Consider the following 23,943-nt stretch of genomic DNA (forward strand, 5'->3'; position numbering starts at 1 on the left):
CACCCGTGCGCCGGTCGTCATCTGTAGCAAGCTACAATGTTACCCCTCGACTTGCATGTGTTAAGCCTGCCGCTAGCGTTCATCCTGAGCCAGGATCAAACTCTTCATCGTTATTTTTTTAATATCTTAACAATTAATTAGATCAATCTATATAATCTAAATGGCTTATTCTCTTTGTCTAATCTTAACCGTTTCCAATTAAAATCTTACGCTGTCAATTCAATATGTTTATGAACTTGTTTTCTTTGTTCTCTTATCGCGTTTCCTTGATAAGCGGGTGCAAATATAAAACCCTTTTTTATTCTCACAAAACTTTTTTTAATCTTTTTTGAAAGTTTTTTTTCAACTTCTAAAACCGATTAGTAAAACTTCTTATGAACGTATGCCTTCAACAACTAATGCCGTTTTTAGCGGATGCAAACCTACAACCCTTTTTTGTTTATTCAACACCTTTTTTAACCTTTTTTGGATCATAGCACCTCTGTAAAACATAAACAAATAAAAATCAGTTATTTACACAAAAAAAAATTTATAAGGCTTTCCCGTTTCTAGTAATTATTAATAATGAAACAAACTCTCTTAAATACAACTTAACTCTTTTATCAATAAACTTTATACATATGAAAATTGTTAAATTTTATTCGAAAAGTTATTCTGATATCAAAAAAGCTTTTACCTATAATATAGAATACAAATCTCTCTAAAAGGAAAGTTCATTATTGAAAACAATAAAAATACTTTTCTGGAATGTTTGGAGATACTTCTAAAATGACCAGAATTTAGATTGTCGAAAGTTTTAAAAAGAAGTTCTAAAAAGGAAATCTTTCATAAGTGATACGATATGGACTACCCAATAAATTTGGTACTATTTTTTATGCTACTTTTTTATTGTTTATAATTCTTAATTCTAGTTCTTTTTCTGCTGGAGTTTTATAATCTAAGGCAGAATGTATTCTGCTATTGTTATACCAGTTTATATATTGATTAATAATGTGATAAGTATGTAAATAGGACTTAAAATTATATCTATTAGTACATTCATATTTTATAGTTTTAAAAAAGGACTCAGATACAGCATTATCCCAACAATTTCCTTTCCTACTCATACTCTGTGTTATTTTAGAGCTTAGGTTTAATAAACTAACCATCTTATTAGATGCATATTGCACACCTCTATCTGAATGAAAAATATGGTTATTAGTTATTTTTCTTTTTTCTCTAGCTAATACCCAAGCTTTATAAACCGTGTTTTTCGTAGTCATGTCTGCACTTAAAGTCCAAGCTACTATTTTTCTATCCGCTAAATCTAAAATAGTTGTTAGGTAATTCCACCCGCTTCCTACTTTAATATAAGTAATATCTGAGACCCATTTTTCGCCTAATTGACTACTACTAAAACCCCTATTTAATATATTTTCCGCTATTGGAAAATCGTGATTAGAATTAGTAGTCATTACTTTATACTTTTTACTTAACACACTTTTTAAACCTAATTCTTTCATTAAAAAGGCTATATAGGATCTACTATAAAACAAATTCTCTCTTTCTAACATTTTTTGAACACGTAAGCTTCCATATACTTGATTGCTATCATTATAAATACCTGTTATTCTTTGCTTTAAATAAATTAAAGAGTCTTTTTGTTTGTTATCAGTCCTAACCCATGTATAATAAGAGTTTTTACTAACATTCATAATACTACACATCTTTTCAACTGGAAATACTCCTGTATGAGTTTTTATAAAACTATACCTTACCTGTCGCTCTTGGAAAAGATGCTTACCGCCTTTTTTAATATATCACGTTCTAACTTCATTTCTTTCAACTCTTTTTCTAAAGCTTTAACTTTTTGCTTTTCAGTTTCTAATACAGATAAATCTTCGCGATTATTTGTAGTGCTACTAAATTCGTTTCTCCATCTATTTATTGAAGCTAAACTAACTCCATATTCAGTCAATAGTTCTTTAGGTGTTTTTCCTGATTCTAATAAGTCGACAATAGTTTTTTTAAACTCTTGGTCATAAAGCTTTTTTCCCAGAATACAAATCTAATTCAATCGCATAAATTCGTACCAACAAAACTAGACATTCCAATATATACTTACAAAAAAAGTTCATTTTGACGAAAGTAATCACGTTAACAATTTGACGAATATTTCATTCTACAGTGCGATTCAATGTTATTATTGAGACCCAAGATTGCAAATATCGAAAAAGAATATGCAAAAAAAAACAAAAACAAGTATGAAAAACGTTTAAAAGAGCGAATAATAGTTCTTGAAACGAAAATTTAGAAAACTGAGCGATTAACTTTTTTTTTGTTTGAAGAAGAGTCAGCATTCGCGCTGACTCTTCTTCTTTTTTTGATAATATTTTAGTATAGCTGTATTAATATTTAAATTACTGTCTGTTTGATTTATCAAATTTATTAAAACTCATAATTAAAACAACCAATTATAAACTTGATTTAATATAGTAAAAAATATTTTTTTCTATTTATAAACAACCTTTTTAACTAAACTTTGTCCATCAGAAAAATTAAGTTTTAATACATAAAAGCCTTTATTAAATTTAGTCAAATCCATTTTCAATAAATTATTGCTTTCAGAAGAATCTTTATTTAAAACTAACACCTCTTTCCCTTCAATTGAATACAAACTCATATTGGTTAGTGAATGATTTACTCCATTGTTAAGTTGAACATTAATAACACCCTGTGTTGGGTTTGGATAAACTACAATATCATTTTTATATAATGTTTCAACTGAAAGGCTTCTAGGGCAACCGTTATTATCAACGATTTCTGTGCTTGAGGTATTCGCACAATTATCAGAAGTATTTATTACACCATCAGCATCGTCATCATCCGCTAAGGCTTCAATATATTCAATAGATAATCGGGTTACTGCCCAATCTGGATCTACACCTCCATTATCTGAAAATTTAATATCCAATATACCATCCCTTACTTCAACTCTGTCAGCATTAACATAAATAAATTCTTGTGCAGCAGAGTTGACATTGTTAGCATATAACACACCTTCAATCTCAACGTCCATCATATCACGAGCTATATCTTTATCTCCTAGATTAATGACTATTTTCCAAATACCATTTTTAATTTTATGTCTTAAAGTTGCTGTTTCATTTGAATGAATAAAATCTTGATTAATTTCATTTATACCACCTGCTCTTCCTCTATCGGTGGCACTAATATTTCCATCCCAATAAATTTCACCAGCAATATTTGGTGTAATTCTTGTAAATTGTCTGTGTATACGAGAGTCTTTAGTTCCAAAATCATAATTATATTTTCTTACTCTAGTATTTACAATATAGTCTGTATTCTCATCAGTAGTATTCAATTCAAGACTATTAATCATCCAATTTGGATTCATTCCGCCATTATCAGAAAATTCAATATTTAATTCTCCATCAGTTACAACAACTTCGTGAGTAAAAGTTTTAAATTCATAATAGTCTGTTTCGATATTACTTTCTACAATATCTCCTTCAATTTTAACTTGCATCATGTCTCTTTGTGCATCTGCATCACCTACTTCAAAAGATACTGTCCAATTTCCATTTCTAATTTTATGATTAAAAACCACAGTTTCACTAGAGGTAACAAAGTCTTCATAAAGTTGAGAATCACTAAAAAACAGTTCTCTATTGATAGCTTCTACAGTACCCCCAGACCAATAAACATCTCCACCTATATTAGGTGTTACTATAGTATATCCTGATAGTGTTAGTGACTCTTTAGGACCAAAATCATATTTGTAAGACAAAGCATTGTTATCAATAACTACTGGTCCTGTAACATTAACATAAACGACTCCCCAATTAGTAGTATTACCATCAGAAACCTCATAATAAAATCGATCAACACCAGTAAATTCATTAGGTGGTGTATAAATAAGAATCTCAGGATTTGTAGGGTCTGTTGTTATGGCTCCACTATTAAAACTTATTGGATTGAAAGAATGAAGAGATAAGTTATCTGCATTTGCATCATAATCATTAGCTATAACATCAATTGCAATGTTTGATTCTTCAAGTATATTTATGTCTACCCAATCTCTATTACCGTAAGGTGCTATGTTTTCTGCTGTATATGATCCAATATCTGTTAACGATGCATTATTAGCAATATCCATCATTGTTGCTGCTTCATCAGAAGTTGCACGCGTGTGTATCCCAGGCCACATAATACCAAATTGCTGATCGTTTGGTGTAATTTCTTGTATACCATGATTATGAACTAATCCCCATGTATGCCCTATCTCATGTTGAGCAAAAGATTTCCATGCACTAGCACTACCGCCATCACTAACTGAGTATTTTGATTCCGTTGAAACTGTGCCTACTCCAGCCCAACCACCGCCTCCGCCGCCAACTTGTAGCGCAGCAAGGTTGTGGGTATCGCCATGAACTCCTGAGTTCCATATATCTTTAACCCTTCCTAAGTTTGGAATGGTAGCTCTAGTATCGCCTGCTAATTCATATGGGCAAGTACTTGGATCTGTTCTTATTACAATAGTTCCAATTAAATGCTCCACTAGAGCATCTCTAATCCATAAATTATTTACTTGATTTACAAATTCAATAATATTAGCATTTACTGCATTAATATCTTCATTATACCTGTTTTTGTAGGCACTATAAGATATGTCAAAACCTATTTCAGCTTGCTTAATAGTTTCTCCTGAGTTATTTTTTAGAGCATTTTGATTTTTTGACTTAAGACTTAATTTTGTTTTTTCATCTTTCAAACCACAAGAATCAAATAAACCTTTAGCTTCTAAGCTAACTTTTTTTGCGACCAATTTAGTTTTACTAGACAAAGACATTTCTTTTCTAGAATTTATTTCAAAAACAGCGTTCTCGTTTGTTTTAATATTAACCGATATCTCTTCATCGTAAATTACAACACTAGCCGAAGCTTCAGGAATTCCCTTTATATATCCTGTATAAGTATAAAAATCTTTAGCTTCAATTTCTTTAAGTTCATCGCTTTTATCCTGTATTAAAATTCTAAAGTTTTTACTTTTTACTGAACTTTTATCTAGTATCAATGTATAATCTCTACCATCTATTTTTAGTGATAATGTCTTTTTTCTTGAGTTCTTTCTAAAATCTAACACTTCTGATTTTGAAGGAATTGATACTGAATATAGTCCTTCTTGTAAATTATTTAAAGCAGATTGAGAATTGGACACAACTGGTATTAAAAATACACATAAGATTTGCGCAAAAAATTGATATAATTTCATTTTCATAAGCTATTTTTTTTTCAGCCTAACCTTTTTAAAGATATGGCTATATATATTAACACTTTGTAAATAAGACAACTGAACTTCCTAAAACCCTTATTATGTTTTAAAAAAATTGTCTCAAAAAAAATAATATGACGTGAGTTCGATTTAAAAATAAGCATTAATATTAATGAAAAAAGCAGAAGGTTTTTATATTTAATTATTTGACTAATGCTTATGATTTCTAAAGATAAATTAATGAGATTTAAAGAAATCACTCAAATTCTTGATCAAAATAGTATTAAAAGCAATACTAGTCTAAAAAACATAAAAAATCATCTAGAATAAGTGAGAGCGAAGTGATCTCTATTAAGGATATTCGCTGATTAATTCAGGAACAATATAACATTGTTATAATTACCAAAAAAAGCCCTAATTTCTCAGAGCTTTATTTTTCAATTTTGCGGTCTGGACGGGACTCGAACCCGCGACCTTCGCCGTGACAGGGCGACATTCTAACCAACTGAACTACCAGACCGGTGCGTTATTGCGGCTACAAAGATACACGTCTTTTTGGATCCTACAAATCTTCTTAAAACAAAAAAGCATCCCAATCTTCAATTAAGAAAAAAGGAAAGCTTCTCATTGGAAATACCAAATTTACTTTGGCATAACTACATCCTAGATTTCTCTAGAAACAACACAACTTCTTTTTATTACCAAAAAAAGCTCTAATTACTTAGAGCTTCTTTTTTGCAATTTTTGCGGTCTGGACGGGACTCGAACCCGCGACCTTCGCCGTGACAGGGCGACATTCTAACCAACTGAACTACCAGACCGGTGCGTTATTGCGGTTGCAAAGATACACGCCTTTTTGAATACTGCAAATCTTTTTGATGTTTTTTTAAAACTTTTTTTGCTAAATAAATCTTTGACGTTCTATCATATATGTAGTCAGTACGTTACTAAAATCCTTATTAATATCAGTTTCTACATATTTTATCTTGTATTGCGCACATTTTAATTTTAATGCTTCAAAGTAATTATTTACTAGCTCATTATAGTTTTCTTTTATTGAATCAGCATACAGATTCATATACTCACCTGTTTCTACATCAATAAAACGTTTTGGCTTATTATCAAAATCAAATTCTAACTCTTTATTCTTATCAAAAACATGAAATAAAACAACCTCGTGCTTATTATATTTTAAATGCTGTAGTGCTTCAAATAACTTCACATTATCTTTTTCGGAGGTTTGAAACATATCTGTAAACAAAAATATCAAAGAACGTCTATGAATCTTTTCGGCAATCTCATGTAAGTACTTATAAGTTTCTGTTTGTTTATTTATGGATTTAGAAACTACTGCTTGACTCAAATGATTTAATAACATTTGATGATGACGTTCACTCCCTTTTTCTGGCGCATAATAATCGTACGCATCACTATAAATACTTAAACCAACAGCATCGCGTTGTTTTTTAAGAATATGCATTAAGGATGCTGATGCTAAAACGGAAAACGCTATTTTATTTAAATGTTCTATAGAAAACGTTTCTAACTTAGGATAATGCATGGAGCTACTATTGTCTATAATAATATGACAACGTAAATTCGTTTCATCATCATAACGCTTCGTATAAAGCTTCTCTGTTTTAGCAAACAACTTCCAATCTATATGACGTGTACTTTCTCCTGGATTGTATATTTTATGCTCTGCAAACTCTGCTGAAAACCCATGAAACGGACTTTTGTGCATTCCTGAAATAAACCCTTCCACCACTTGTTTAGCGAGTAATTCTAGGTTTTTAAAGCCTTCTGTTTTATTGAGTTCTTTATGCAAGTTCATGGTATATCTGTTATTTTAAAACCGAATCGACAATACCATAAGCTACAGAATCTTCTGCTCCCATCCAATGGTCACGATTAAAATCCTTCATTATTTTATCGAAAGATTGTTCACAATTATCTGCTAATATTTTTGCGCTTAACTCTTTAGTGATTATAATTTCTTTAGCTGTAATTTCAATATCACTAGCTTGTCCTCTTGCTCCTCCACTAGGTTGGTGAATCATAACACGAGCGTGTGGTTGAATAAAACGTTTTCCTTTTTCTCCTGCAGATAATATAAGAGATCCCATTGATGCTGCAAAACCAGTACAGATTGTAGACACATCGCTTTTTAAAGATTTCATACAATCATAAATAGCAAAACCAGATGTTACGTAACCTCCTGGACTATTAATATATAGATGTATATCTTTTGTTTCTATTGCATCTAAATACATTAATCTATCAATAACATGTTTTGCTGATTTATCATCTACTTGTCCCCACAAAAACACCTTACGTTCTTCAATTAGCTTCCTATCTATAGCATCTTGTACTTTTATTTTATCGCTCATATATTTTGATTTAATTCGTTTAAAGTTTTATTATTTTTTAAAAATCACATTTTGTAAATGTACTTTTTAATTGATTCATTTTAATTTCATCTAAAATAAAAAAAGGTTTGCCATAATGACAAACCTTTTCAATTTTCTTTTTAAAAGTCTAATTATAAAAGACCATCTATAGTATCTGTGTAAGTCTTTTTTGGAGCTACACCTACTTGTCTAGCAACTACTTCTCCATTTTGGAAAACTAAAACTGTAGGGATGTTACGAACACCGTACTTTGCTGCAAATTCTTGATTAGCATCTACATCTACCTTACCAACAACTGCTTTACCATCGTATTCTCCACTAATTTCTTCTATTACTGGCCCTACCATTCTACATGGTCCACACCAAGCTGCCCAAAAATCTACCAATACAGGTTTATCACTTTTTAAAACCGTGTCTTCAAACGTTGCATCTGTTATTTCTAATGCCATAATATTTATATTTTAATATGTTCGTAAATTTATTTTTAATAACACAAAATTAGTCAAAAAATATTCTAAAGCTTACAAACTAACAATTTGTTTTGTTTATAACCATATTAGCTACACCTATTTAAATGTTTTTAATCCAATCACCTAACCAATACTTATTATGTTTCTACGTAAGATAAGGCGTAACTATCTTATTATTAAGATAAACAGTTCAATCTCATTCTTTTTTTTCAAAAAAACTGCTATTTAAAAATATTAAAAGCCTGTATTCTTTAAAAGAACTTATAACCAAAACAGTAGTGGAGTTAACATGACACGTTTATAAGCAACCAAAAAGTTGCGTATTAAATATATTTATTATAATTTAGCAACCGTAAAGTTGCATATAAATCAAAAAAACGAATAATTAAGAGATTAAAACTAGAACTTATGGAAGACATTATTAAAAAAGAAGTATTATTTAATCATACTATCGACAAAGTTTGGAGTGCTATTTCTAAGGCTGAAGAAATTTCAACTTGGTTTATTAAAGCTGATTTTAAAGCTGAAAAGGGCTATAAATATACTTTTACTGCTGAACCAAACGAAAAAGGATGTACAGTTATTAGTGGAGAAGTAAAAAACGCAAGCCCTTATGTTCTTATATATACGTGGTTGGTTGCAGATACTAAAACAGAAACTACTGTAAAATGGGAATTAGAATCTACTCAAGATGGTACAAAACTATATCTAGAGCATTCTGGTATTTCAAATTATAAAGGAGAAACTGCTGTAGCTATGTTTAATAGCTTTAATGGAGGTTGGGACAATTGCATCTCTGGTTTAACAAGCTATTTAAAAGACCTAGTAAATGCAGGATAAAATCACCAAACTTTTTAAAGCTATTGCAGATCCAACCAGGCGTGATATTTTTCACGCCTTAGTTATAGCAACCTCTGCTCTGTCGATAACTCAAATAAGTAATCAATTTGATATTAGTAGACAGGGTATCACTAAACATATAAAAACTCTTGAAGAAGCTGGTTTAGTAACAATAAATTCACAAGGACGAGAACGCTTTTGTGATGCCAATACTAAACCATTGAAAGAGGTAGATAAATGGTTGAAATTTTATTCTCAATTCTGGGATAATAAATTGGATAGTTTAACTAACTATTTAAACTCTAAAAACACTTAAATTAATGAAAGTTAAAAATAACGTTTCAAATTATTCAAAACAGATAGAGCTTTCTACTAACTCAGAACACTTATTTTATGCTTTAACAGAAGGACTCTCTTCATGGTGGGGAAAAACAAGTAATACCTCATTAAAAACTAATGGACAATTTACTATTCATTTTGAAAATGGCTATTGGTGGGCTTTTAAAATCATGGAATTTACACCTAATAAAGAACTTATATGGAAATGTATCGCTGGTGAACCTTTATTTAATAAAGAATGGATTGGACATGTACTCCATTGGAAAATAGAAGCAGCAGCAGACACAAAAGTAAAACTCAATTTTCATCAAATTGGTTTAACTCCAGACATTCTTTGTTATGGGGTTTGTTCTTCAACATGGGATATGTTTATTGTTGAACGTTTAAAAAACTATGTTGAGCAGGTAAAAAATTAATAAAATATTTTTTTAGTTAGGAATCCTTACTATATTTGTTGTAATAATTAACAATTAAAATATATAGTTATGAGTAAATCCATTTTTTATCACGCAGGTTGTCCAGTATGTATTAGCGCAGAACACGATATTATAGAGCTAATAGGCGCTAACAATGTGAATATTGTTCATATTGGAGAAGACAAATCTAAAATATCTGAAGCTGAAGCTGCAGGTGTAAAATCTGTCCCAGCTATAGTTACTCCCAATGGAAATGTACTTCACATTAATTTGGGGGCATCTATGGAAGACGTAAAAGCATAATTTTGCTTTTAATAGTTAGGATTACTAACTTTGCCTATCACTTTTATTCTAGTGATAGGCATATTTATTTTTATGAAAAAAAGTATATTTAATCCAAATTATCAAGAAAACGATATTTCTAGTAAGATTGTTGCTGGTTTAGAGCGCATCTCTGAAGCTTTTAAGGTATTACTATGGGAAAAGGCAAAATTATTAGGATTGAGTCCTATTCAAATTCAGACACTTATCTTTATAAATTATCATAAAATTGAATTTTGTAATGTGAGCCATCTAGCAAAAGAATTCAATATTACAAAACCTACTATAAGTGACGCTGTTCGGGTTTTAGATAAAAAAATGTTGATAACAAAAGTTTATTCTTCATCAGATAGTAGAAGTTATACTATTCAATTATCAGAGCAAGGAAAAACCATTGTTCAAGAAACTGAAAACTTTGCTCACCCATTAAAAAAACAACTAAATAGTATTCAAAATGATGATTTAGAATCAACATTTGAGACACTTAGTAAGTTAATTTACAAATTAAATCAGATAGGTATTCTAACTGTTCAACGGACTTGTTATGCTTGTAAATTTTATAAGAAAAACAAAAAACAACATTTCTGTAATTTATTAAATAAAGAACTTATAAATTCCGAACTACGTATTGATTGCACTGAGTTTGAAGAACGTTAATTTATTCAAATTACTTTTCAACTAAAATTAATTCAGTTTAAATTTCACATTCCGTGTCTCCAACTCATCGACAAGCTCTTGGCAAACTTTAACTTTTAGTCTTCTACTATTCATCGTTATTTTTATTTTTTCCTTATTATCATAAACTAAAAAGGCTAGTGCTTGATTACCAGGATGCATACTCACTAATTCTTTTAGGTTCTCTATTTTCTTTTCATCTAAATCATCAATAGACAATTGTATGGACAACTTTTTAGCATAATTCTCCATAACATCATGAAGCAACTGGAAACTATTAAACTGCAACCTTGGATCACTTCTTTTTCCTGTATCCTTATTTACCCATCCTTCACGAATAAATGATTTTACAAATACAAAGTTATTACTCATTAAGAAATGTCTAAACTTTAAATACTCTTCACCAAAAACTCGAAACTCGAAACTATCTGTATAATCTTCAATAGTAAACATAGCCCATCCCTTTCCTTGTTTACTTACCCGATGTTGCACATCTGTAACTACACCACCAAAAACCATTTCTCTATTTACATAAGGCTCCAGTGTATTAAACATACCTATTGTTGCATTACAAAATGTTTTCATTTCGGTTTTAAAATCATCCAACGGATGTCCAGAAATATATACTCCAACAACTTCTCGTTCTTTACTTAGCTTTTCCATAGTTCCCCACTCTTCGCACGGAGGTACTGTAGGTTCGGCTATTTGGACATCACTGGATGCCCCAAATAAACTTACTTGAGCCGAATTTTCATTTTCTTGATGCTTTGCTCCATATTTTACAGCTTTTTCTAAAAAAGTTATTCCATCACCTTCATCATGAAAATACTGTGCACGATGTGCATCACCAAAACCATCAAAACCACCTGCAAGGGCTAAGTTTTCAAAAGCTTTTTTATTAGCAGCACGCAAATCAATACGTTTTGCTAAATCGAAAATAGATTTAAATGGTCCATCTTTTTCTCTATGTTCTACAATGGTCATTACTGCTCCATGTCCTACGCCTTTTATGGCTCCCATTCCAAAACGCACCGCATAATCTTTATTTACAGAAAACTTATAAAACGATTCATTAACATCTGGTCCTAATACATCCAGTTTCATACGCTTACACTCCTCCATAAAGAAGGTAACCTGCTTAATATCGTTCATGTTATTTGAAAGTACCGCCGCCATATATTCAGCTGGATAATGTGCTTTCAAATAAGCAGTTTGGTAGGCAATCCATGCATAACAGGTTGAGTGCGATTTATTAAAGGCGTAACTCGCAAAGGCTTCCCAATCTTTCCAAACTTTTTCTAGTATTTTTGCATCATGTCCATTAGCACTGGCTTGTTCCACAAACTTAGGTTTCATTTTATCCAGTACTGCTATTTGCTTTTTACCCATAGCTTTACGCAATACATCGGCTTCACCTTTTGTAAACCCTGCTAGCTTTTGGGACAAAAGCATTACTTGCTCTTGATATACTGTAATACCATAAGTTTCCTTTAAGTACTCTTCCATGGCTGGTAAATCGTACTCAATCTCTTCGTCTCCATGCTTTCTACGAACAAAACTTGGAATATACTCCATAGGTCCTGGACGGTACAGGGCATTCATGGCAATTAAATCTTCAAAAACTGTTGGTTTTAAATCTCTAAGGTGTTTTTGCATCCCAGGAGATTCATATTGGAATACCCCTACAGTTTCCCCTCGTTGGAATAAAGCATAGGTTTCTTCATCGTCAAGCGGAAAATTTTCCGGATCCAATAAAATATCATGTTTTGCTTTTACAATTTTAACGGTATCCTTTATTAATGTTAGGGTTTTTAACCCTAAGAAATCCATTTTTAATAAACCTGCATCCTCAACCACCGAGTTATCAAACTGGGTGACATATAAATCTGAGTCTTTCGCTACCGATACGGGAACGAATTTGGTAATATCATCTGGAGTAATAATTACTCCACAGGCGTGAATTCCTGTATTACGTACAGACCCTTCAAGCGTTCTTGCTAAGTTTAAAGTTTCGGCTGGTAAATCTGATCCATCAGCAATGTTTAAGAGTTCATTAACTTTTTCTAACTCTTCTGCTCTAAACTTTGATGCTAATTCTTTTTCATTTAAGCCAAAAATTTTATTTAGCTTAGACATATTTGGTATTAGCTTTGCAATCCTATCGGCATCAAATAGTGGTAAGTCAAGTACACGGGCGGTATCACGAATAGAAGATTTCGCTGCCATGGTACCATACGTAATAATTTGAGCTACTTGGTTGGCTCCATACTTTTCAATTACGTAATCCATGACGCGACTTCGTCCTTCATCATCAAAATCGATATCAATATCGGGCATACTTACACGATCTGGATTTAAAAAACGCTCAAAAAGCAGATCGTACTTCATAGGATCTATATTGGTAATCCATAAGCAATAAGCTGCTACAGATCCTGCTGCAGATCCACGACCAGGACCTACCGATACGTCCATGTTTCGGGCTTCTCTAATAAAATCCTCAACAATAAGGAAATATCCTGGATATCCAGTATTTTCAATTACATTAAGTTCAAAATCCAGTCGCTCTATAACCTCTTCAGAAAGTGGTTCTCCATAACGTTTTTTAGCACCTTCGTATACTAAATGTTTTAAGTAAGCATTCTCACCTCGCTTTCCTCCATCAACTAAATCTTCGTCATGTCTAAATTCATCTGGAATATCAAAGGCTGGTAATAATACATCACGGGCTAATTGAAAGGCTTCAACTTTATCTACTACATCTTGAACATTTAAAATAGCATCTGGCACATCATGAAACAATTGTTTCATTTCTTCAGGTGACTTAAAATAGTATTCTTGATTTGGTAAACCATAACGATACCCTCGACCCCGACCTATTGGTGTGGCTTGTTTTTCTCCATCTTTTACACATAATAAAATATCGTGTGCATTAGCATCGTTTTGCTTTTGGTAATAGGTATTATTACTTGCTATGAGTTTAACATCGTGTTTTCTTGCTAATTTTATTAATGTAGGGTTAACACGGTTTTCATCTTCTTGATTATGGCGCATCAATTCGACATACAAATCATCGGCAAATTCATTTTTCCACCAAACTAATGCTTCTTCGGCTTGATTTTCTCCTACATTTAAAACCTTACTAGGGACTTCTCCATATAAATTCCCAGTAAGCACCATAATATCTTCCTTGTACTCTTGTATTAGTTTCTTGTCTATTCTTGGCACATAATAGAAACCATTTACAAAGGCATGAGATGAAAGTTTTGCTAAATTATGATATCCATTTTTGTTCTTGGCTATTAACACAACTTGATAACCATTATCTTTTCTAGATTTATCTAAATGGTTTTCGCAAACAAAAAACTCACATCCTACAATGGGTTTTATTTCTTTAACACTTGTTGTTTCACCGCTTTCTTCTGCTGCTTTTATTTTAGCCTTAGCTCCACTATTATATTTATTTACTGTATTTACAAAATGAAATGCTCCCATCATATTGGCATGGTCTGTCAATGCTACTGCTGGCATATTATGTCCTCCTGCTGCATTAACCAAATCGCCAACACTCATTGTTGACTGTAATACCGAAAACTGCGAATGGTTATGTAAATGAACAAAATTGGCATCGGCTAAATCGGACGCATTTTGTTTAATATCTTCAGAAGAAAGACTTGAACCCTCAGCCTTTTTTATACGCTCATGAATTTTAGCACTTTCCTTCTTAAGATTAATATGTTTTAAACCTATAAGCTCTATTGGAGAAGGATTTTCTTTTGAAAAATTCTCGAAATAATCTGGTTCAACATCTAGTTGTTCCTTTTTATATTCTCCTAAACGTACTAATTCGAAAAAACAGCGTGTTGTTGCTTCAACATCGGCTGTTGCATTATGCGCTTCTGCAAACGGTTGATTGAATAAAAACTCATGTAATTCTGTAAGTGTTGGTAATTTAAATTTACCTCCTCGCCCTCCTGGAATTTGACATAAACTTGCTGTATGCTCTGTACAGGTATCTAAAACCGGTAATTCTTGTAGTGGGTTTTCTACTGCTTCGCGCACAAACTCGGCACCCATAATGTTTAAATCGAACTTTACATTTTGACCTACAACAAATTTTGTCTTGCTTAATGCAATATTAAATTTCTCTAAAACCTCAGCTAATGGTACTCCCATCTCTTGAGCCAACTCTGTAGAAATACCATGTATTTTTTCTGCATCATAAGGAATATTAAACCCTTCTGGTTGCACCAAATAATCCTGACTTTCAATACAATTCCCCATAGCATCATGTAATTGCCATGCAATTTGTATACACCTTGGCCAATTATCTGTATCGGTAATTGGTGCGTCCCAACGCTTTGGTAAACCAGTAGTTTCGGTGTCAAAAATTAAGTACATGTATTTAATTTATTTATTACGCTTTTTGTTTGTTTTAGTCTTAAATAACGAGCATATAAAAATACATAGAAATGGCACATATTTATAAGGAAATTACAAAGAGTTGTAAACAATATACCTGTTTAATTTAAAAGCTTTATTTTTGGAATTAATCAATATTTTCATGAAGCATAATAACTTAAGCTCTTATCTTAAAGAATTAATTAATATGCCGACACCACATAATGCTATTAAAAAAACTAAACACATGAAATTACAAATTTTATTTTTTGCCTTTACTTTTATCTTCTTAAACACTAAAGCGCAAAACACTCCTTTATATGTTGGAACTTTTACAAACGAAGCTAGCAAAGGTATTTACCAGCTTCAATTTAACACAGAAACTGGAGAACTAGGCAATCTTGAATTAGCAATAAACATTGATAACCCTTCTTTTTTAGCATATTCACCAGATAAAAACCATTTATATTCTGCTCATAAAGATGGGTTCGTATCCTCTTATAAAGTAAATAAAAATGGTAAATTATCGCTTTTAACTCGGGTTAGCAGTCACGGTAAAGGCGCTTGCCATGTTGCTGTAAATAAATCTGGCGACAAAGCTATAGTCTCAAATTACGGAACAGGAACTGCTACTATTTTACCCGTAAATAAAAACGGAAGTATAAGTGAGGCTACTCAAGTTTTTAACAAAAATTCTGAAAACAAAAAATCTCGAGCACATTCAGGTGCTTTCTTAAACAATGAACTTTATGTTGCTTATTTAGGAAAAAATGCGATTTACAGCTATGAGCTTTCAGATAATAAGGACAAGTATGAAGAAACCTCAAAATCAATAGTTGAAACTACAGGAAACCCTGGACCTCGACATTTCACCTTTACTAAAGATGGTAAATTTATTTATATCATTAATGAATTAGCTAGTACTATTACTTCTGCAAGAAAAGTAAAAAACGGATATAAACTAATAGATAACATATCTACTTTAGATGAAAAATTTAAAGATGAAAACTTCTGCGCCGACATCCATTTATCTCATGACGAGCGCTTTTTATATGGTTCCAACCGAGGAGAAAATGCTATTGCAGTATTCAAAAGAAACAAAAAAACAGGAACCTTAAAGAAAATACAAAATATTTCTGTTCATGGTGACTGGCCGAGAAATTTCACCATTGACCCAACAGGGAAATTTATGTTAGTTGCTAATCAAAAAAGTAATAATATTTCTGTTTTTAAAATAGACAGTAAGACAGGAAAACTTTCTTTTTTAGATAGTATAAATGCACCTTCACCTGTTTGCTTATTATTTTAAATTATAACTATCTAAAAATCAAATAATCATAAAATTTATTTAAAAACAAAAAACTTTGTAATTCTAAATAATAGAGTATCTTTGCACCCTCATTAATAACAGAGGTCGAGAACCTCAAATAATTAATTATTATGCCAGTAAAGATTAGATTACAAAGACACGGTAAAAAAGGAAAACCTTTTTATTGGATCGTAGCAGCAGATGCAAGATCAAAAAGAGATGGTAAATACTTAGAGAAATTAGGTATTTACAATCCTAATACAAACCCAGCAACGGTTGATTTAAACGTTGATGGAGCTGTAAAATGGTTGCAAAATGGTGCTCAACCAACAGACACTGCAAAAACACTTTTATCTTACAAAGGCGCTTTATTAAAAAATCACCTTGCAGGTGGTGTTAGAAAAGGTGCTTTAACTGAAGAACAAGCTGAATCGAAATTTGCTGCTTGGTTAGAAGAAAAAACAGGTAAAGTTGGTGCAAAAGCTGAAGATTTAGCAAAAGCTGAAGCTGATGCAAAAGCAAAAGCTTTAGAAGCTGAAAAAGCTGTAAATGAAGCAAGAATCGCTGCGGCGGCTCCTGTTGTTGAAGAAGCTCCAGCTGAAGAGGCAGAAGCATCTAACGAAGAAGAATAAAAAACAATATTTTTTATACTTTTAAAACTCCGATACTTGTTATCGGAGTTTTTTGTTTGAAAAAGCTTTTCTTTTCTTAATTTCCTTAGAAAAAAACAAAAAATAGCTATTAAAAAATTACCGCTTTCGCGGAAATAAAAACATAATTTTATATGAAAAAAGAAGATTGTTTTTACTTAGGTAAAATTGTAAAAAAATACAGTTTTAAAGGTGAAGTTTTAGCAAAACTTGACACTGACCAACCTGAGCTTTATGAAAACTTAGATGCTATTTTCTTAGAGTTACGAAACAACCTTGTTCCTTTTTTTATTGAACATTCTCAGCTTCATAAATCGGAATTATTACGTATTAAATTCGAAGATGTAGACGAAGAAACTGATGCCGATTCTATTATGAAAAGTAGTTTATATTTACCATTGGATTTATTACCCAAATTAGAGGGTAATAAATTTTACTTTCATGAAGTTATTGGTTTTACTATTAAAGACAAAAGCTTTGGGGATGTTGGTATTATTAAAGCTATAAATGATTCTACAGCCCAAGCTCTTTTTGAAATAGACAGAGATGGCATTGAAATTTTAATCCCTATGAATGATGAATTTATAGTTAAGGTAGATCGAGATAATAAAACAATTCTTGTTGATACTCCTGAAGGATTGATCGATTTATATCTTTGATAAAATTTAGACCGCTTCACTTTAAGAAACTAGATATGTCACTTTTCAAATTCAAACAATTCTCAGTAAATCAAGATCAATGTGCTATGAAAATTGGCACAGATGCAGTTTTACTTGGTGCATGGGCTTCTATAAAAAACAATCCGTTTTCTATTTTAGACATTGGTGCAGGCACTGGAGTTTTATCACTCATGCTTGCGCAACGCTCTCATGCAGAACTTGTGGACGCTATTGAAATTGATGATAGTGCTTATGAACAATGTGTAGATAATTTTGAACAATCGCCTTGGGGAGATAGATTATTTTGTTACCATGCTGCTCTTGAAGAATTTGTAGACGAAATTGAAGATGAATATGATTTAATTGTATGCAATCCGCCATTTTACAGTGAAGATTATAAAACAGAAAGTAACCAACGTGATTTAGCACGATTTCAAGATGCGATGCCTTTTGAGCATTTACTTGAAAGCGTTTCTAAATTACTTTCTGAAACAGGAACTTTTTCTGTTATTATTCCTAATAAAGAAGAAGCTCTTTTTATTGACTTGGCTTCAAAAGTTAACCTATACCCTAATAATATACTACACGTAAAAGGCAACCCTTTATCTGAAATAAAACGAAGCCTAATTGAATTTTCTTTCTGCGAAAGCGCTATTAAAACAGATAAACTAATTATTGAAGTAGAAAGACATCAATTTACTAAAGACTATATTAATCTTACTAAAGATTTCTATTTAAAAATGTAATTAACAGCTATTAATAAATAAAGATTATTTAAATTTGATCAATTAAAATATTGAATTGTTAAAAAAACTGTGTTTTTACTAATAATTTCATTTTAAACTCTTTTAAAATTTAGTCTTTATGCGACCAGACCTATTCGAAGCTCCAGATTATTATAACTTGGATGAGCTCCTTACAGATGAACATAAATTAGTACGTAATGCTGCCCGAGAATGGGTAAAACGAGATGTATCTCCTATTATAGAAGAATATGCTCAAAAAGCAAAATTTCCAAAACAAATTATAAATGGCTTAGCAGAAATTGGTGCCTTTGGTCCTTATATTCCTATGGAATATGGTGGTGCTGGATTGGATCAAATATCATATGGTTTAATTATGCAAGAGATTGAACGTGGCGATTCTGGATTACGAAGTACTGCTTCTGTACAATCATCGCTAGTTATGTATCCTATTTGGAAATATGGTAACGAAGCGCAACGTAAAAAATATTTACCAAAACTAGCAAGCGGTGAATGGATAGGTTGTTTTGGCTTAACTGAACCCGATCACGGTAGCAACCCTAGTGGGATGGTAACCAATTTTAAAGATATGGGCGATCATTATTTACTCAATGGTGCTAAAATGTGGATAAGCAATGCCCCTTTTGCTCAAATAGCAGTAGTTTGGGCAAAAAATGAAGAAGGACGTATTCATGGGCTTATTGTTGAACGTGGTATGGAAGGGTTCTCTACACCAGAAACCCATAACAAATGGTCGCTTCGTGCTTCTGCAACTGGTGAGCTTATTTTTGATAACGTTAAAGTACCTAAAGAAAATTTACTTCCTAACAAATCTGGGCTAGGTGCGCCGCTTGGTTGTTTAGATTCGGCAAGATATGGTATTGCTTGGGGCGCTATTGGTGCTGCTATGGACTGTTACGATACAGCTCTTCGTTATAGTAAAGAGCGTATTCAATTTGGGAAGCCTATAGGACAGTTTCAATTACAACAAAAGAAGCTTGCAGAAATGATTACCGAAATTACTAAAGCGCAACTTTTAACATGGCGTTTAGGTGTTTTACGTAACAATAGCAAAGCTACCTCTGCACAAATATCTATGGCAAAACGTAACAATGTTGATATGGCTATAAACATAGCTCGTGAAGCAAGACAAATGCTTGGAGGTATGGGAATAACTGGAGAATACAGTATTATGAGGCATTCTATGAATCTTGAAAGTGTTATTACTTACGAAGGCACTCATGATATTCATCTGCTTATTACTGGTTTAGATATTACAGGATTGAATGCTTTTAAATAGTTTTTTTAGAACTACATTCTATAAAGTTTTAACGATTTGCTTTAACTTAATATAGCTTGATGGTATATCTTTGCAAAAATTTTGAGTTTTTGCATAAACTAAAAGCTATATTTTTCGTCTTTTTATATCTGGTTGCTATGCTAAGGTCTATTCAACCTTATATTGAATATGCGCTTAATCAAGATTATATTGCTACATTTTTATGTATTAATAAAAACAACCCTAAATTACAATGCCATGGTAAATGTCATCTTGCTAAAGCATTAGAAAAGCAACAAGAAAGCACACCTAATTCCTTAAGGGTATCTTTAAAAAATTACCCTATTGGTTTTGTAACTATCTATAAGTTAAAAAAAATACAAGAATTCATTTCTGTATCCATTTCCTATTATTCATATAAACAATTGTATGATTTTGATTATAACCGGGATGCTTTCCATCCTCCAGATATAGGGTAGTTTATTTACTGTTTTTTCTCTTCGGAATACTTTCCGTTAAGACTCCTTATTTATACATATAATACAAATTAATACAATGAAAAATATATTCATTGCAATGCTATGCGTTGTAACTACATTAACTTTTGCCCAAGAAAATTCAAATAAATGGTCATCTAATAGACCCGATGGTCATGCCCCTATTTCTGTTATGGCAGATCATGTTCATCATAAAGATGAATTTATGTTCTCATACCGTTATATGACTATGGACATGCAACAATTACGTCAAGATACAGATGATGCCACTAGTGCTGATGCTCATGCTAGATATATGGTAGCACCGCAAGACATGACCATGAACATGCACATGCTAGGTGCGATGTATGCTCCTTCTGATAAGATTACATTAATGATTATGGCAAATTACATAAAAAATGATATGAATTTAGAAATGCGTAATGGGAATCGCTTTACGACAAACACAAGTGGTTTAGGTGATGTTTCCGTTAGTGCTCTATATAGTATTTTTAATAAAAACAGAAAAGCACTACATGCGCAGATTGGGGTTTCAATACCTACTGGAAATATTGAAGAAAAAGATGTACTTCCTGTATCTATGGGAAATGCTGTACAATTACCTTATCCAATGCAAACAGGTACTGGTTCCTTTGGTACTAAATTAGGTTTAACGTATTTAGGCCAATCTGATAAATTCTCTTGGGGACACCAGCTTACAGGAATGATTAATATTAATGATAACGACCAAGACTATAAATTTGGAAATAAGTATAGCTTCAACAACTGGTTTGCTGCTAAAACTGGGGATAACTTAAGTGTTTCTATAAGACTAGAAGGCTTACTTATAGATGAAATTGAAGGCACAAGCAACTTATTAAACCCTATGATGGTTACCACAGCAGATATAGCAAATTCTGGCGGGACTTATATTAATTCAGGATTTGGATTAAATTATTTAATAACTAAAGGTAGCTTAAAAGGCTTACGCTTTGCTACAGAATGCTCTTTACCTCTTCATCAAGATTTAAATGGTATTCAATTAAAGCAGAATTATAATTTAACTTTTGGAATGCAGTATGCTTTTCACTAAAATTATCTTCTAAAAACTCAAAAGCGTTTCAGGTGAAACGCTTTTTTTATGCTTTTTGTTTACATTTACTATATGTTTTCATCTAAAAAGAGGTTAGATAATGCTTATAGGACTGCTAAAGTCATCAATTTTGATGACACTAGTAAGTTCATATTATTCAGCGATTGTCACCGGGGAGATAACAGTTTTGCTGATGATTTTGCAAACAACAGGAATATTTATTTTCACGCTTTAAAACATTATTTTACCGAAGGTTTTCAATATTGTGAAATTGGTGATGGAGACGAATTATGGGAAAACTTATCATTCGACTCTATTTTTAATGCTCACAAAAATGTATATATGCTTATGAAGCGTTTTCATGAGCATAATAGATTACATATGATTTGGGGAAACCACGATATGGTATACCGAAATCCTGATTATGTTAAAAAGCATTTATCTACTTACTTTGATGCTAAAACTGGAGAGGATGTTGAGTTATTTAAAGATATTACATATCATGAAGGTATTATTTTAAAACATACCTCTACTGGTCAAGAAATATTTTTAACGCATGGACATCAAGCTGATTGGTGGAATTATCTTTTTTGGAAATGGAGTCGATTTATGGTACGTGTTCTTTGGAAACCTTTAAATGTTATGGGTATTGCAGACCCTACTAGCCCTGCAAAAAACTACAAAGAGCTTATTAAAGTAGAACGCAGAACAAAAAAATGGATTGCCAAAAATAATAATTTAATGACTATTGTTGGACATACACATCGTCCGCGTTTTCCTCAACCTAATGGCATTGCTTTTTTTAATGATGGTAGTTGCGTACACCCACGTAGTATTACTGGTATTGAAATTGAAAATGGGGAAATTTCATTGATTAAATGGCATATTGCTACTAAAGAAGATGGGACGCTTCAAATAGTAAAAACCTTATTGGAAGGTTCTAATAAATTGATTGACTATAAATAAATTATTTAATCTCAATAAAATCAATGATTAAAAAACGATATGAAGGTTTTCTAAAAACGCCTTGTTTATGGGAGAGCAATTCTGTTTTTAATTTATCTCAATTTGAAATTAACTCTAAGTCTGATCTTATTGATATTGCTATAGATGAAACTTTACGTCTTGGGAAATATATAGAACGTTTTGTTTCTTTTGAATTAAAACAGGATGAAACCATTTCTGTTTTAGCTGAAAATGTACAAATTCAGGAAAACAAAAGAACTCTAGGTGAGTTGGATTGCTTACTTCTAAAAAATAAAAAACCAATTCATTTAGAAATTATTTATAAATTCTACTTGTATGATGCTTCTGTAGGCGAAACAGAAATTGATCATTTTATTGGACCAAACAGAAAGGATTCTTTAAAAGAAAAACTTACTAAGTTAAAAGAAAAGCAATTGCCACTTTTATATTCTAATACGTGCAAAAGTTACTTAGATGAATTAAACTTAAAAGTAGAAAACATTTCTCAGCAAGTGTATTTTAAGGCGCAATTGTTTGTTCCTTTTTCAAACCAGAATACCCAACTAAAAACACTAAATACAGATTGTATTACTGGTTTTTACATTAACCAGAATGGATTAAAGCAGTTTAAAGATTGTAAATTTTACATTCCAAATAAAAAAGATTGGTTAATACTCCCTAATAAAAATGTTGACTGGTTAAATTTTAACCAATTTATAGACTTGACTGAGGGTTATTTTGAGAAACAGTTTTCTTCTTTGTTATGGATAAAATACCGTAATGGAGAATTAAATAAAGTGTTCTTGGTTTGGTGGTAATTTATTATATTTAGAAATAAAAATAATTAAGTTATATAGAATATTTAATGTATTAAACGCTTTAAACATAATGCTCTTTTTTGGCATAAAATCAATTAAATTCCCTATTTGGGAAAAATACCCTGATTCTGAAACTGCTCTAATTGCATGGTATGAAATATTTAGTAAGACAGAGTTTTTAACTCCTAATGAGATTACTGATATTTTTAAAAGTGCAGATTTTGTGGGAAATAACAAAATTGTATTTAACATTTGTGGTAATAAATATAGACTAATAATAAAATTTAGATATAAAGCTCAATTTGCACTAATCAAGTTTATAGGAACTCATAAAGAATATAATAAAATAGACGTAAAAGAATTATAAAATGAAAATAGTATATAGTATAATAAAAACAGACAAACAGTATCAAGAATATCTTAGTAGATTTGAACAGATTTTTGATTGTAAAGAAGGTAGTTCTGAAGAAAAAGAACTTGAATTATTAGGACTTATAATAGATAAATATGAATCTGAAAAACACCCTATACCAGATTCAGATCCTATTGATGTTCTTAAATTTGTCATGGAACAAAGTAAACTTAAACCTTCGGATTTAGGAAAGATTTTAAATAGTCCTAGTAGAGCTACAGAAATAATGAAAAAACAAAGAAAATTAAGCTTAAACCATATCAGGTTACTTAATTCTAAAATGAATATTCCTGCAAGTTCTTTAATTAGAGATTACCAATTAGAAGTTTAACAAACTAACTATTAGATATAGCAAAAGGTTTTACGAAATGAAAATACAATGTATATCCGCAA

General features: G+C 31.5%; 22 protein-coding genes, 2 tRNA genes and 1 rRNA gene. 16 read left to right on the top strand and 9 right to left on the bottom strand.

Annotation, left to right across the window (positions count from 1 at the left end):
* From A8C32_RS00035 to trxA, 8 genes are all read right to left on the bottom strand, one after another.
* Positions 1–111, bottom strand: a 16S ribosomal RNA gene (locus tag A8C32_RS00035); the annotation flags it as partial.
* A gap of 761 nt (positions 112–872) precedes the next feature.
* A protein-coding gene (locus A8C32_RS00040; protein ID WP_093455567.1) for an IS3 family transposase occupies positions 873–2,038 on the bottom strand; the annotation gives its coding sequence in 2 pieces (ribosomal slippage) (positions 873–1,795 and positions 1,795–2,038; 1,167 coding nt in all).
* 453 nt (positions 2,039–2,491) lie between these two features.
* Positions 2,492–5,281, bottom strand: a complete 2,790-nt coding sequence (locus tag A8C32_RS00050; RefSeq protein WP_069828410.1) for a T9SS type A sorting domain-containing protein — start codon at positions 5,279–5,281, stop codon at positions 2,492–2,494.
* 440 nt (positions 5,282–5,721) lie between these two features.
* Positions 5,722–5,795, bottom strand: a tRNA-Asp gene (locus A8C32_RS00055).
* Positions 5,796–6,022: 227 nt separating this feature from the next.
* Positions 6,023–6,096: transfer RNA gene (locus tag A8C32_RS00060), tRNA-Asp, on the bottom strand.
* Between the two features lie 80 nt (positions 6,097–6,176).
* Positions 6,177–7,109, bottom strand: a complete 933-nt coding sequence (locus A8C32_RS00065; RefSeq protein ID WP_069828411.1) for a DUF58 domain-containing protein — start codon at positions 7,107–7,109, stop codon at positions 6,177–6,179.
* 10 nt (positions 7,110–7,119) lie between these two features.
* Positions 7,120–7,665, bottom strand: a complete 546-nt coding sequence (locus tag A8C32_RS00070; protein WP_069828412.1) for a ClpP family protease — start codon at positions 7,663–7,665, stop codon at positions 7,120–7,122.
* Between the two features lie 152 nt (positions 7,666–7,817).
* On the bottom strand, positions 7,818–8,135 hold the full coding sequence (trxA, locus tag A8C32_RS00075; protein WP_069828413.1) for a thioredoxin: 318 nt from the start codon (positions 8,133–8,135) through the stop codon (positions 7,818–7,820).
* 429 nt (positions 8,136–8,564) lie between these two features.
* Between trxA and A8C32_RS00080 the strand changes: the two genes are divergently transcribed.
* The 5 genes from A8C32_RS00080 (at position 8,565) to A8C32_RS00100 (ending at position 10,729) form a co-directional block, all read left to right on the top strand.
* The gene (locus tag A8C32_RS00080; RefSeq protein ID WP_069828414.1) at positions 8,565–8,996 is read left to right on the top strand and encodes an SRPBCC family protein; all 432 of its coding nucleotides are present in this window, start codon (positions 8,565–8,567) and stop codon (positions 8,994–8,996) included.
* Positions 8,986–9,312, top strand: a complete 327-nt coding sequence (locus A8C32_RS00085; RefSeq protein WP_069828415.1) for an ArsR/SmtB family transcription factor — start codon at positions 8,986–8,988, stop codon at positions 9,310–9,312. Before A8C32_RS00080 ends, A8C32_RS00085 begins: the two co-directional genes overlap by 11 nt.
* A gap of 4 nt (positions 9,313–9,316) precedes the next feature.
* Positions 9,317–9,751: an SRPBCC family protein gene (locus tag A8C32_RS00090; RefSeq protein WP_069828416.1), complete on the top strand. Its 435-nt coding sequence runs from the start codon at positions 9,317–9,319 to the stop codon at positions 9,749–9,751.
* A gap of 69 nt (positions 9,752–9,820) precedes the next feature.
* Positions 9,821–10,054, top strand: coding sequence for a thioredoxin (locus tag A8C32_RS00095; RefSeq protein ID WP_069828417.1), 234 nt, complete (start codon positions 9,821–9,823; stop codon positions 10,052–10,054).
* Positions 10,055–10,126: 72 nt separating this feature from the next.
* A complete protein-coding gene (locus tag A8C32_RS00100) occupies positions 10,127–10,729 on the top strand; it encodes a MarR family winged helix-turn-helix transcriptional regulator (protein ID WP_069828418.1) in 603 nt (200 codons plus the stop codon).
* A 27-nt stretch (positions 10,730–10,756) separates the two neighbouring features.
* On the opposite strand, the gene dnaE is transcribed toward A8C32_RS00100, so the two are convergent.
* The gene (gene dnaE, locus A8C32_RS00105; protein WP_069828419.1) at positions 10,757–15,145 is read right to left on the bottom strand and encodes a DNA polymerase III subunit alpha; all 4,389 of its coding nucleotides are present in this window, start codon (positions 15,143–15,145) and stop codon (positions 10,757–10,759) included.
* Positions 15,146–15,392: 247 nt separating this feature from the next.
* On the opposite strand from dnaE, the gene A8C32_RS00110 reads away from it, so the two are divergent.
* The 11 genes from A8C32_RS00110 (at position 15,393) to A8C32_RS00160 (ending at position 23,881) form a co-directional block, all read left to right on the top strand.
* On the top strand, positions 15,393–16,454 hold the full coding sequence (locus A8C32_RS00110; RefSeq protein ID WP_069828555.1) for a lactonase family protein: 1,062 nt from the start codon (positions 15,393–15,395) through the stop codon (positions 16,452–16,454).
* A gap of 131 nt (positions 16,455–16,585) precedes the next feature.
* Complete coding sequence (locus tag A8C32_RS00115) at positions 16,586–17,086, top strand: 30S ribosomal protein S16 (RefSeq protein ID WP_069828420.1); 501 nt, start codon at positions 16,586–16,588, stop codon at positions 17,084–17,086.
* Between the two features lie 152 nt (positions 17,087–17,238).
* Positions 17,239–17,763 (top strand): ribosome maturation factor RimM, encoded by a 525-nt coding sequence (rimM, locus tag A8C32_RS00120; protein WP_069828421.1) that lies wholly within the window; start codon positions 17,239–17,241, stop codon positions 17,761–17,763.
* A 35-nt stretch (positions 17,764–17,798) separates the two neighbouring features.
* The gene (locus A8C32_RS00125) at positions 17,799–18,509 is read left to right on the top strand and encodes a tRNA1(Val) (adenine(37)-N6)-methyltransferase (protein ID WP_069828422.1); all 711 of its coding nucleotides are present in this window, start codon (positions 17,799–17,801) and stop codon (positions 18,507–18,509) included.
* Positions 18,510–18,627: 118 nt separating this feature from the next.
* Complete coding sequence (locus tag A8C32_RS00130; protein WP_069828423.1) at positions 18,628–19,806, top strand: acyl-CoA dehydrogenase family protein; 1,179 nt, start codon at positions 18,628–18,630, stop codon at positions 19,804–19,806.
* 137 nt (positions 19,807–19,943) lie between these two features.
* A complete protein-coding gene (locus tag A8C32_RS00135) occupies positions 19,944–20,264 on the top strand; it encodes a hypothetical protein (protein ID WP_123803273.1) in 321 nt (106 codons plus the stop codon).
* 76 nt (positions 20,265–20,340) lie between these two features.
* Positions 20,341–21,354 (top strand): transporter, encoded by a 1,014-nt coding sequence (locus A8C32_RS00140; protein WP_069828425.1) that lies wholly within the window; start codon positions 20,341–20,343, stop codon positions 21,352–21,354.
* A 72-nt stretch (positions 21,355–21,426) separates the two neighbouring features.
* On the top strand, positions 21,427–22,320 hold the full coding sequence (locus tag A8C32_RS00145) for a metallophosphoesterase family protein (RefSeq protein ID WP_069828426.1): 894 nt from the start codon (positions 21,427–21,429) through the stop codon (positions 22,318–22,320).
* Between the two features lie 23 nt (positions 22,321–22,343).
* Positions 22,344–23,138 (top strand): DUF1853 family protein, encoded by a 795-nt coding sequence (locus A8C32_RS00150; RefSeq protein WP_069828427.1) that lies wholly within the window; start codon positions 22,344–22,346, stop codon positions 23,136–23,138.
* 70 nt (positions 23,139–23,208) lie between these two features.
* Positions 23,209–23,505 (top strand): type II toxin-antitoxin system HigB family toxin, encoded by a 297-nt coding sequence (locus A8C32_RS00155; protein ID WP_069828428.1) that lies wholly within the window; start codon positions 23,209–23,211, stop codon positions 23,503–23,505.
* 1 nt (position 23,506) lies between these two features.
* Positions 23,507–23,881: a helix-turn-helix domain-containing protein gene (locus A8C32_RS00160; protein ID WP_069828429.1), complete on the top strand. Its 375-nt coding sequence runs from the start codon at positions 23,507–23,509 to the stop codon at positions 23,879–23,881.
* Positions 23,882–23,943: the final 62 nt, after the last annotated feature.

The sequence above is a fragment of the Flavivirga aquatica genome (genome assembly GCF_001747085.1).
Lineage (GTDB): Bacteria > Bacteroidota > Bacteroidia > Flavobacteriales > Flavobacteriaceae > Algibacter_C > Algibacter_C aquatica.

Excerpts from the sequence above, each read along its gene's own strand:
- rimM (WP_069828421.1), top strand. The coding sequence starts at position 17,239 with ATGAAAAAAGAAGATTGTTTTTACTTAGGTAAAATTGTAAAAAAATAC.
- A8C32_RS00135 (WP_123803273.1), top strand. The coding sequence starts at position 19,944 with ATGCTAAGGTCTATTCAACCTTATATTGAATATGCGCTTAATCAAGAT.
- A8C32_RS00085 (WP_069828415.1), top strand. The coding sequence starts at position 8,986 with ATGCAGGATAAAATCACCAAACTTTTTAAAGCTATTGCAGATCCAACC.
- A8C32_RS00070 (WP_069828412.1), bottom strand. The coding sequence starts at position 7,665 with ATGAGCGATAAAATAAAAGTACAAGATGCTATAGATAGGAAGCTAATT.
- A8C32_RS00115 (WP_069828420.1), top strand. The coding sequence starts at position 16,586 with ATGCCAGTAAAGATTAGATTACAAAGACACGGTAAAAAAGGAAAACCT.
- A8C32_RS00100 (WP_069828418.1), top strand. The coding sequence starts at position 10,127 with ATGAAAAAAAGTATATTTAATCCAAATTATCAAGAAAACGATATTTCT.
- A8C32_RS00110 (WP_069828555.1), top strand. The coding sequence starts at position 15,393 with ATGAAATTACAAATTTTATTTTTTGCCTTTACTTTTATCTTCTTAAAC.
- A8C32_RS00130 (WP_069828423.1), top strand. The coding sequence starts at position 18,628 with ATGCGACCAGACCTATTCGAAGCTCCAGATTATTATAACTTGGATGAG.
- A8C32_RS00095 (WP_069828417.1), top strand. The coding sequence starts at position 9,821 with ATGAGTAAATCCATTTTTTATCACGCAGGTTGTCCAGTATGTATTAGC.
- A8C32_RS00090 (WP_069828416.1), top strand. The coding sequence starts at position 9,317 with ATGAAAGTTAAAAATAACGTTTCAAATTATTCAAAACAGATAGAGCTT.
- A8C32_RS00065 (WP_069828411.1), bottom strand. The coding sequence starts at position 7,109 with ATGAACTTGCATAAAGAACTCAATAAAACAGAAGGCTTTAAAAACCTA.
- A8C32_RS00125 (WP_069828422.1), top strand. The coding sequence starts at position 17,799 with ATGTCACTTTTCAAATTCAAACAATTCTCAGTAAATCAAGATCAATGT.
- A8C32_RS00160 (WP_069828429.1), top strand. The coding sequence starts at position 23,507 with ATGAAAATAGTATATAGTATAATAAAAACAGACAAACAGTATCAAGAA.
- A8C32_RS00140 (WP_069828425.1), top strand. The coding sequence starts at position 20,341 with ATGAAAAATATATTCATTGCAATGCTATGCGTTGTAACTACATTAACT.
- A8C32_RS00155 (WP_069828428.1), top strand. The coding sequence starts at position 23,209 with ATGCTCTTTTTTGGCATAAAATCAATTAAATTCCCTATTTGGGAAAAA.
- A8C32_RS00145 (WP_069828426.1), top strand. The coding sequence starts at position 21,427 with ATGTTTTCATCTAAAAAGAGGTTAGATAATGCTTATAGGACTGCTAAA.
- A8C32_RS00050 (WP_069828410.1), bottom strand. The coding sequence starts at position 5,281 with ATGAAAATGAAATTATATCAATTTTTTGCGCAAATCTTATGTGTATTT.
- A8C32_RS00150 (WP_069828427.1), top strand. The coding sequence starts at position 22,344 with ATGATTAAAAAACGATATGAAGGTTTTCTAAAAACGCCTTGTTTATGG.
- dnaE (WP_069828419.1), bottom strand. The coding sequence starts at position 15,145 with ATGTACTTAATTTTTGACACCGAAACTACTGGTTTACCAAAGCGTTGG.
- A8C32_RS00080 (WP_069828414.1), top strand. The coding sequence starts at position 8,565 with ATGGAAGACATTATTAAAAAAGAAGTATTATTTAATCATACTATCGAC.
- trxA (WP_069828413.1), bottom strand. The coding sequence starts at position 8,135 with ATGGCATTAGAAATAACAGATGCAACGTTTGAAGACACGGTTTTAAAA.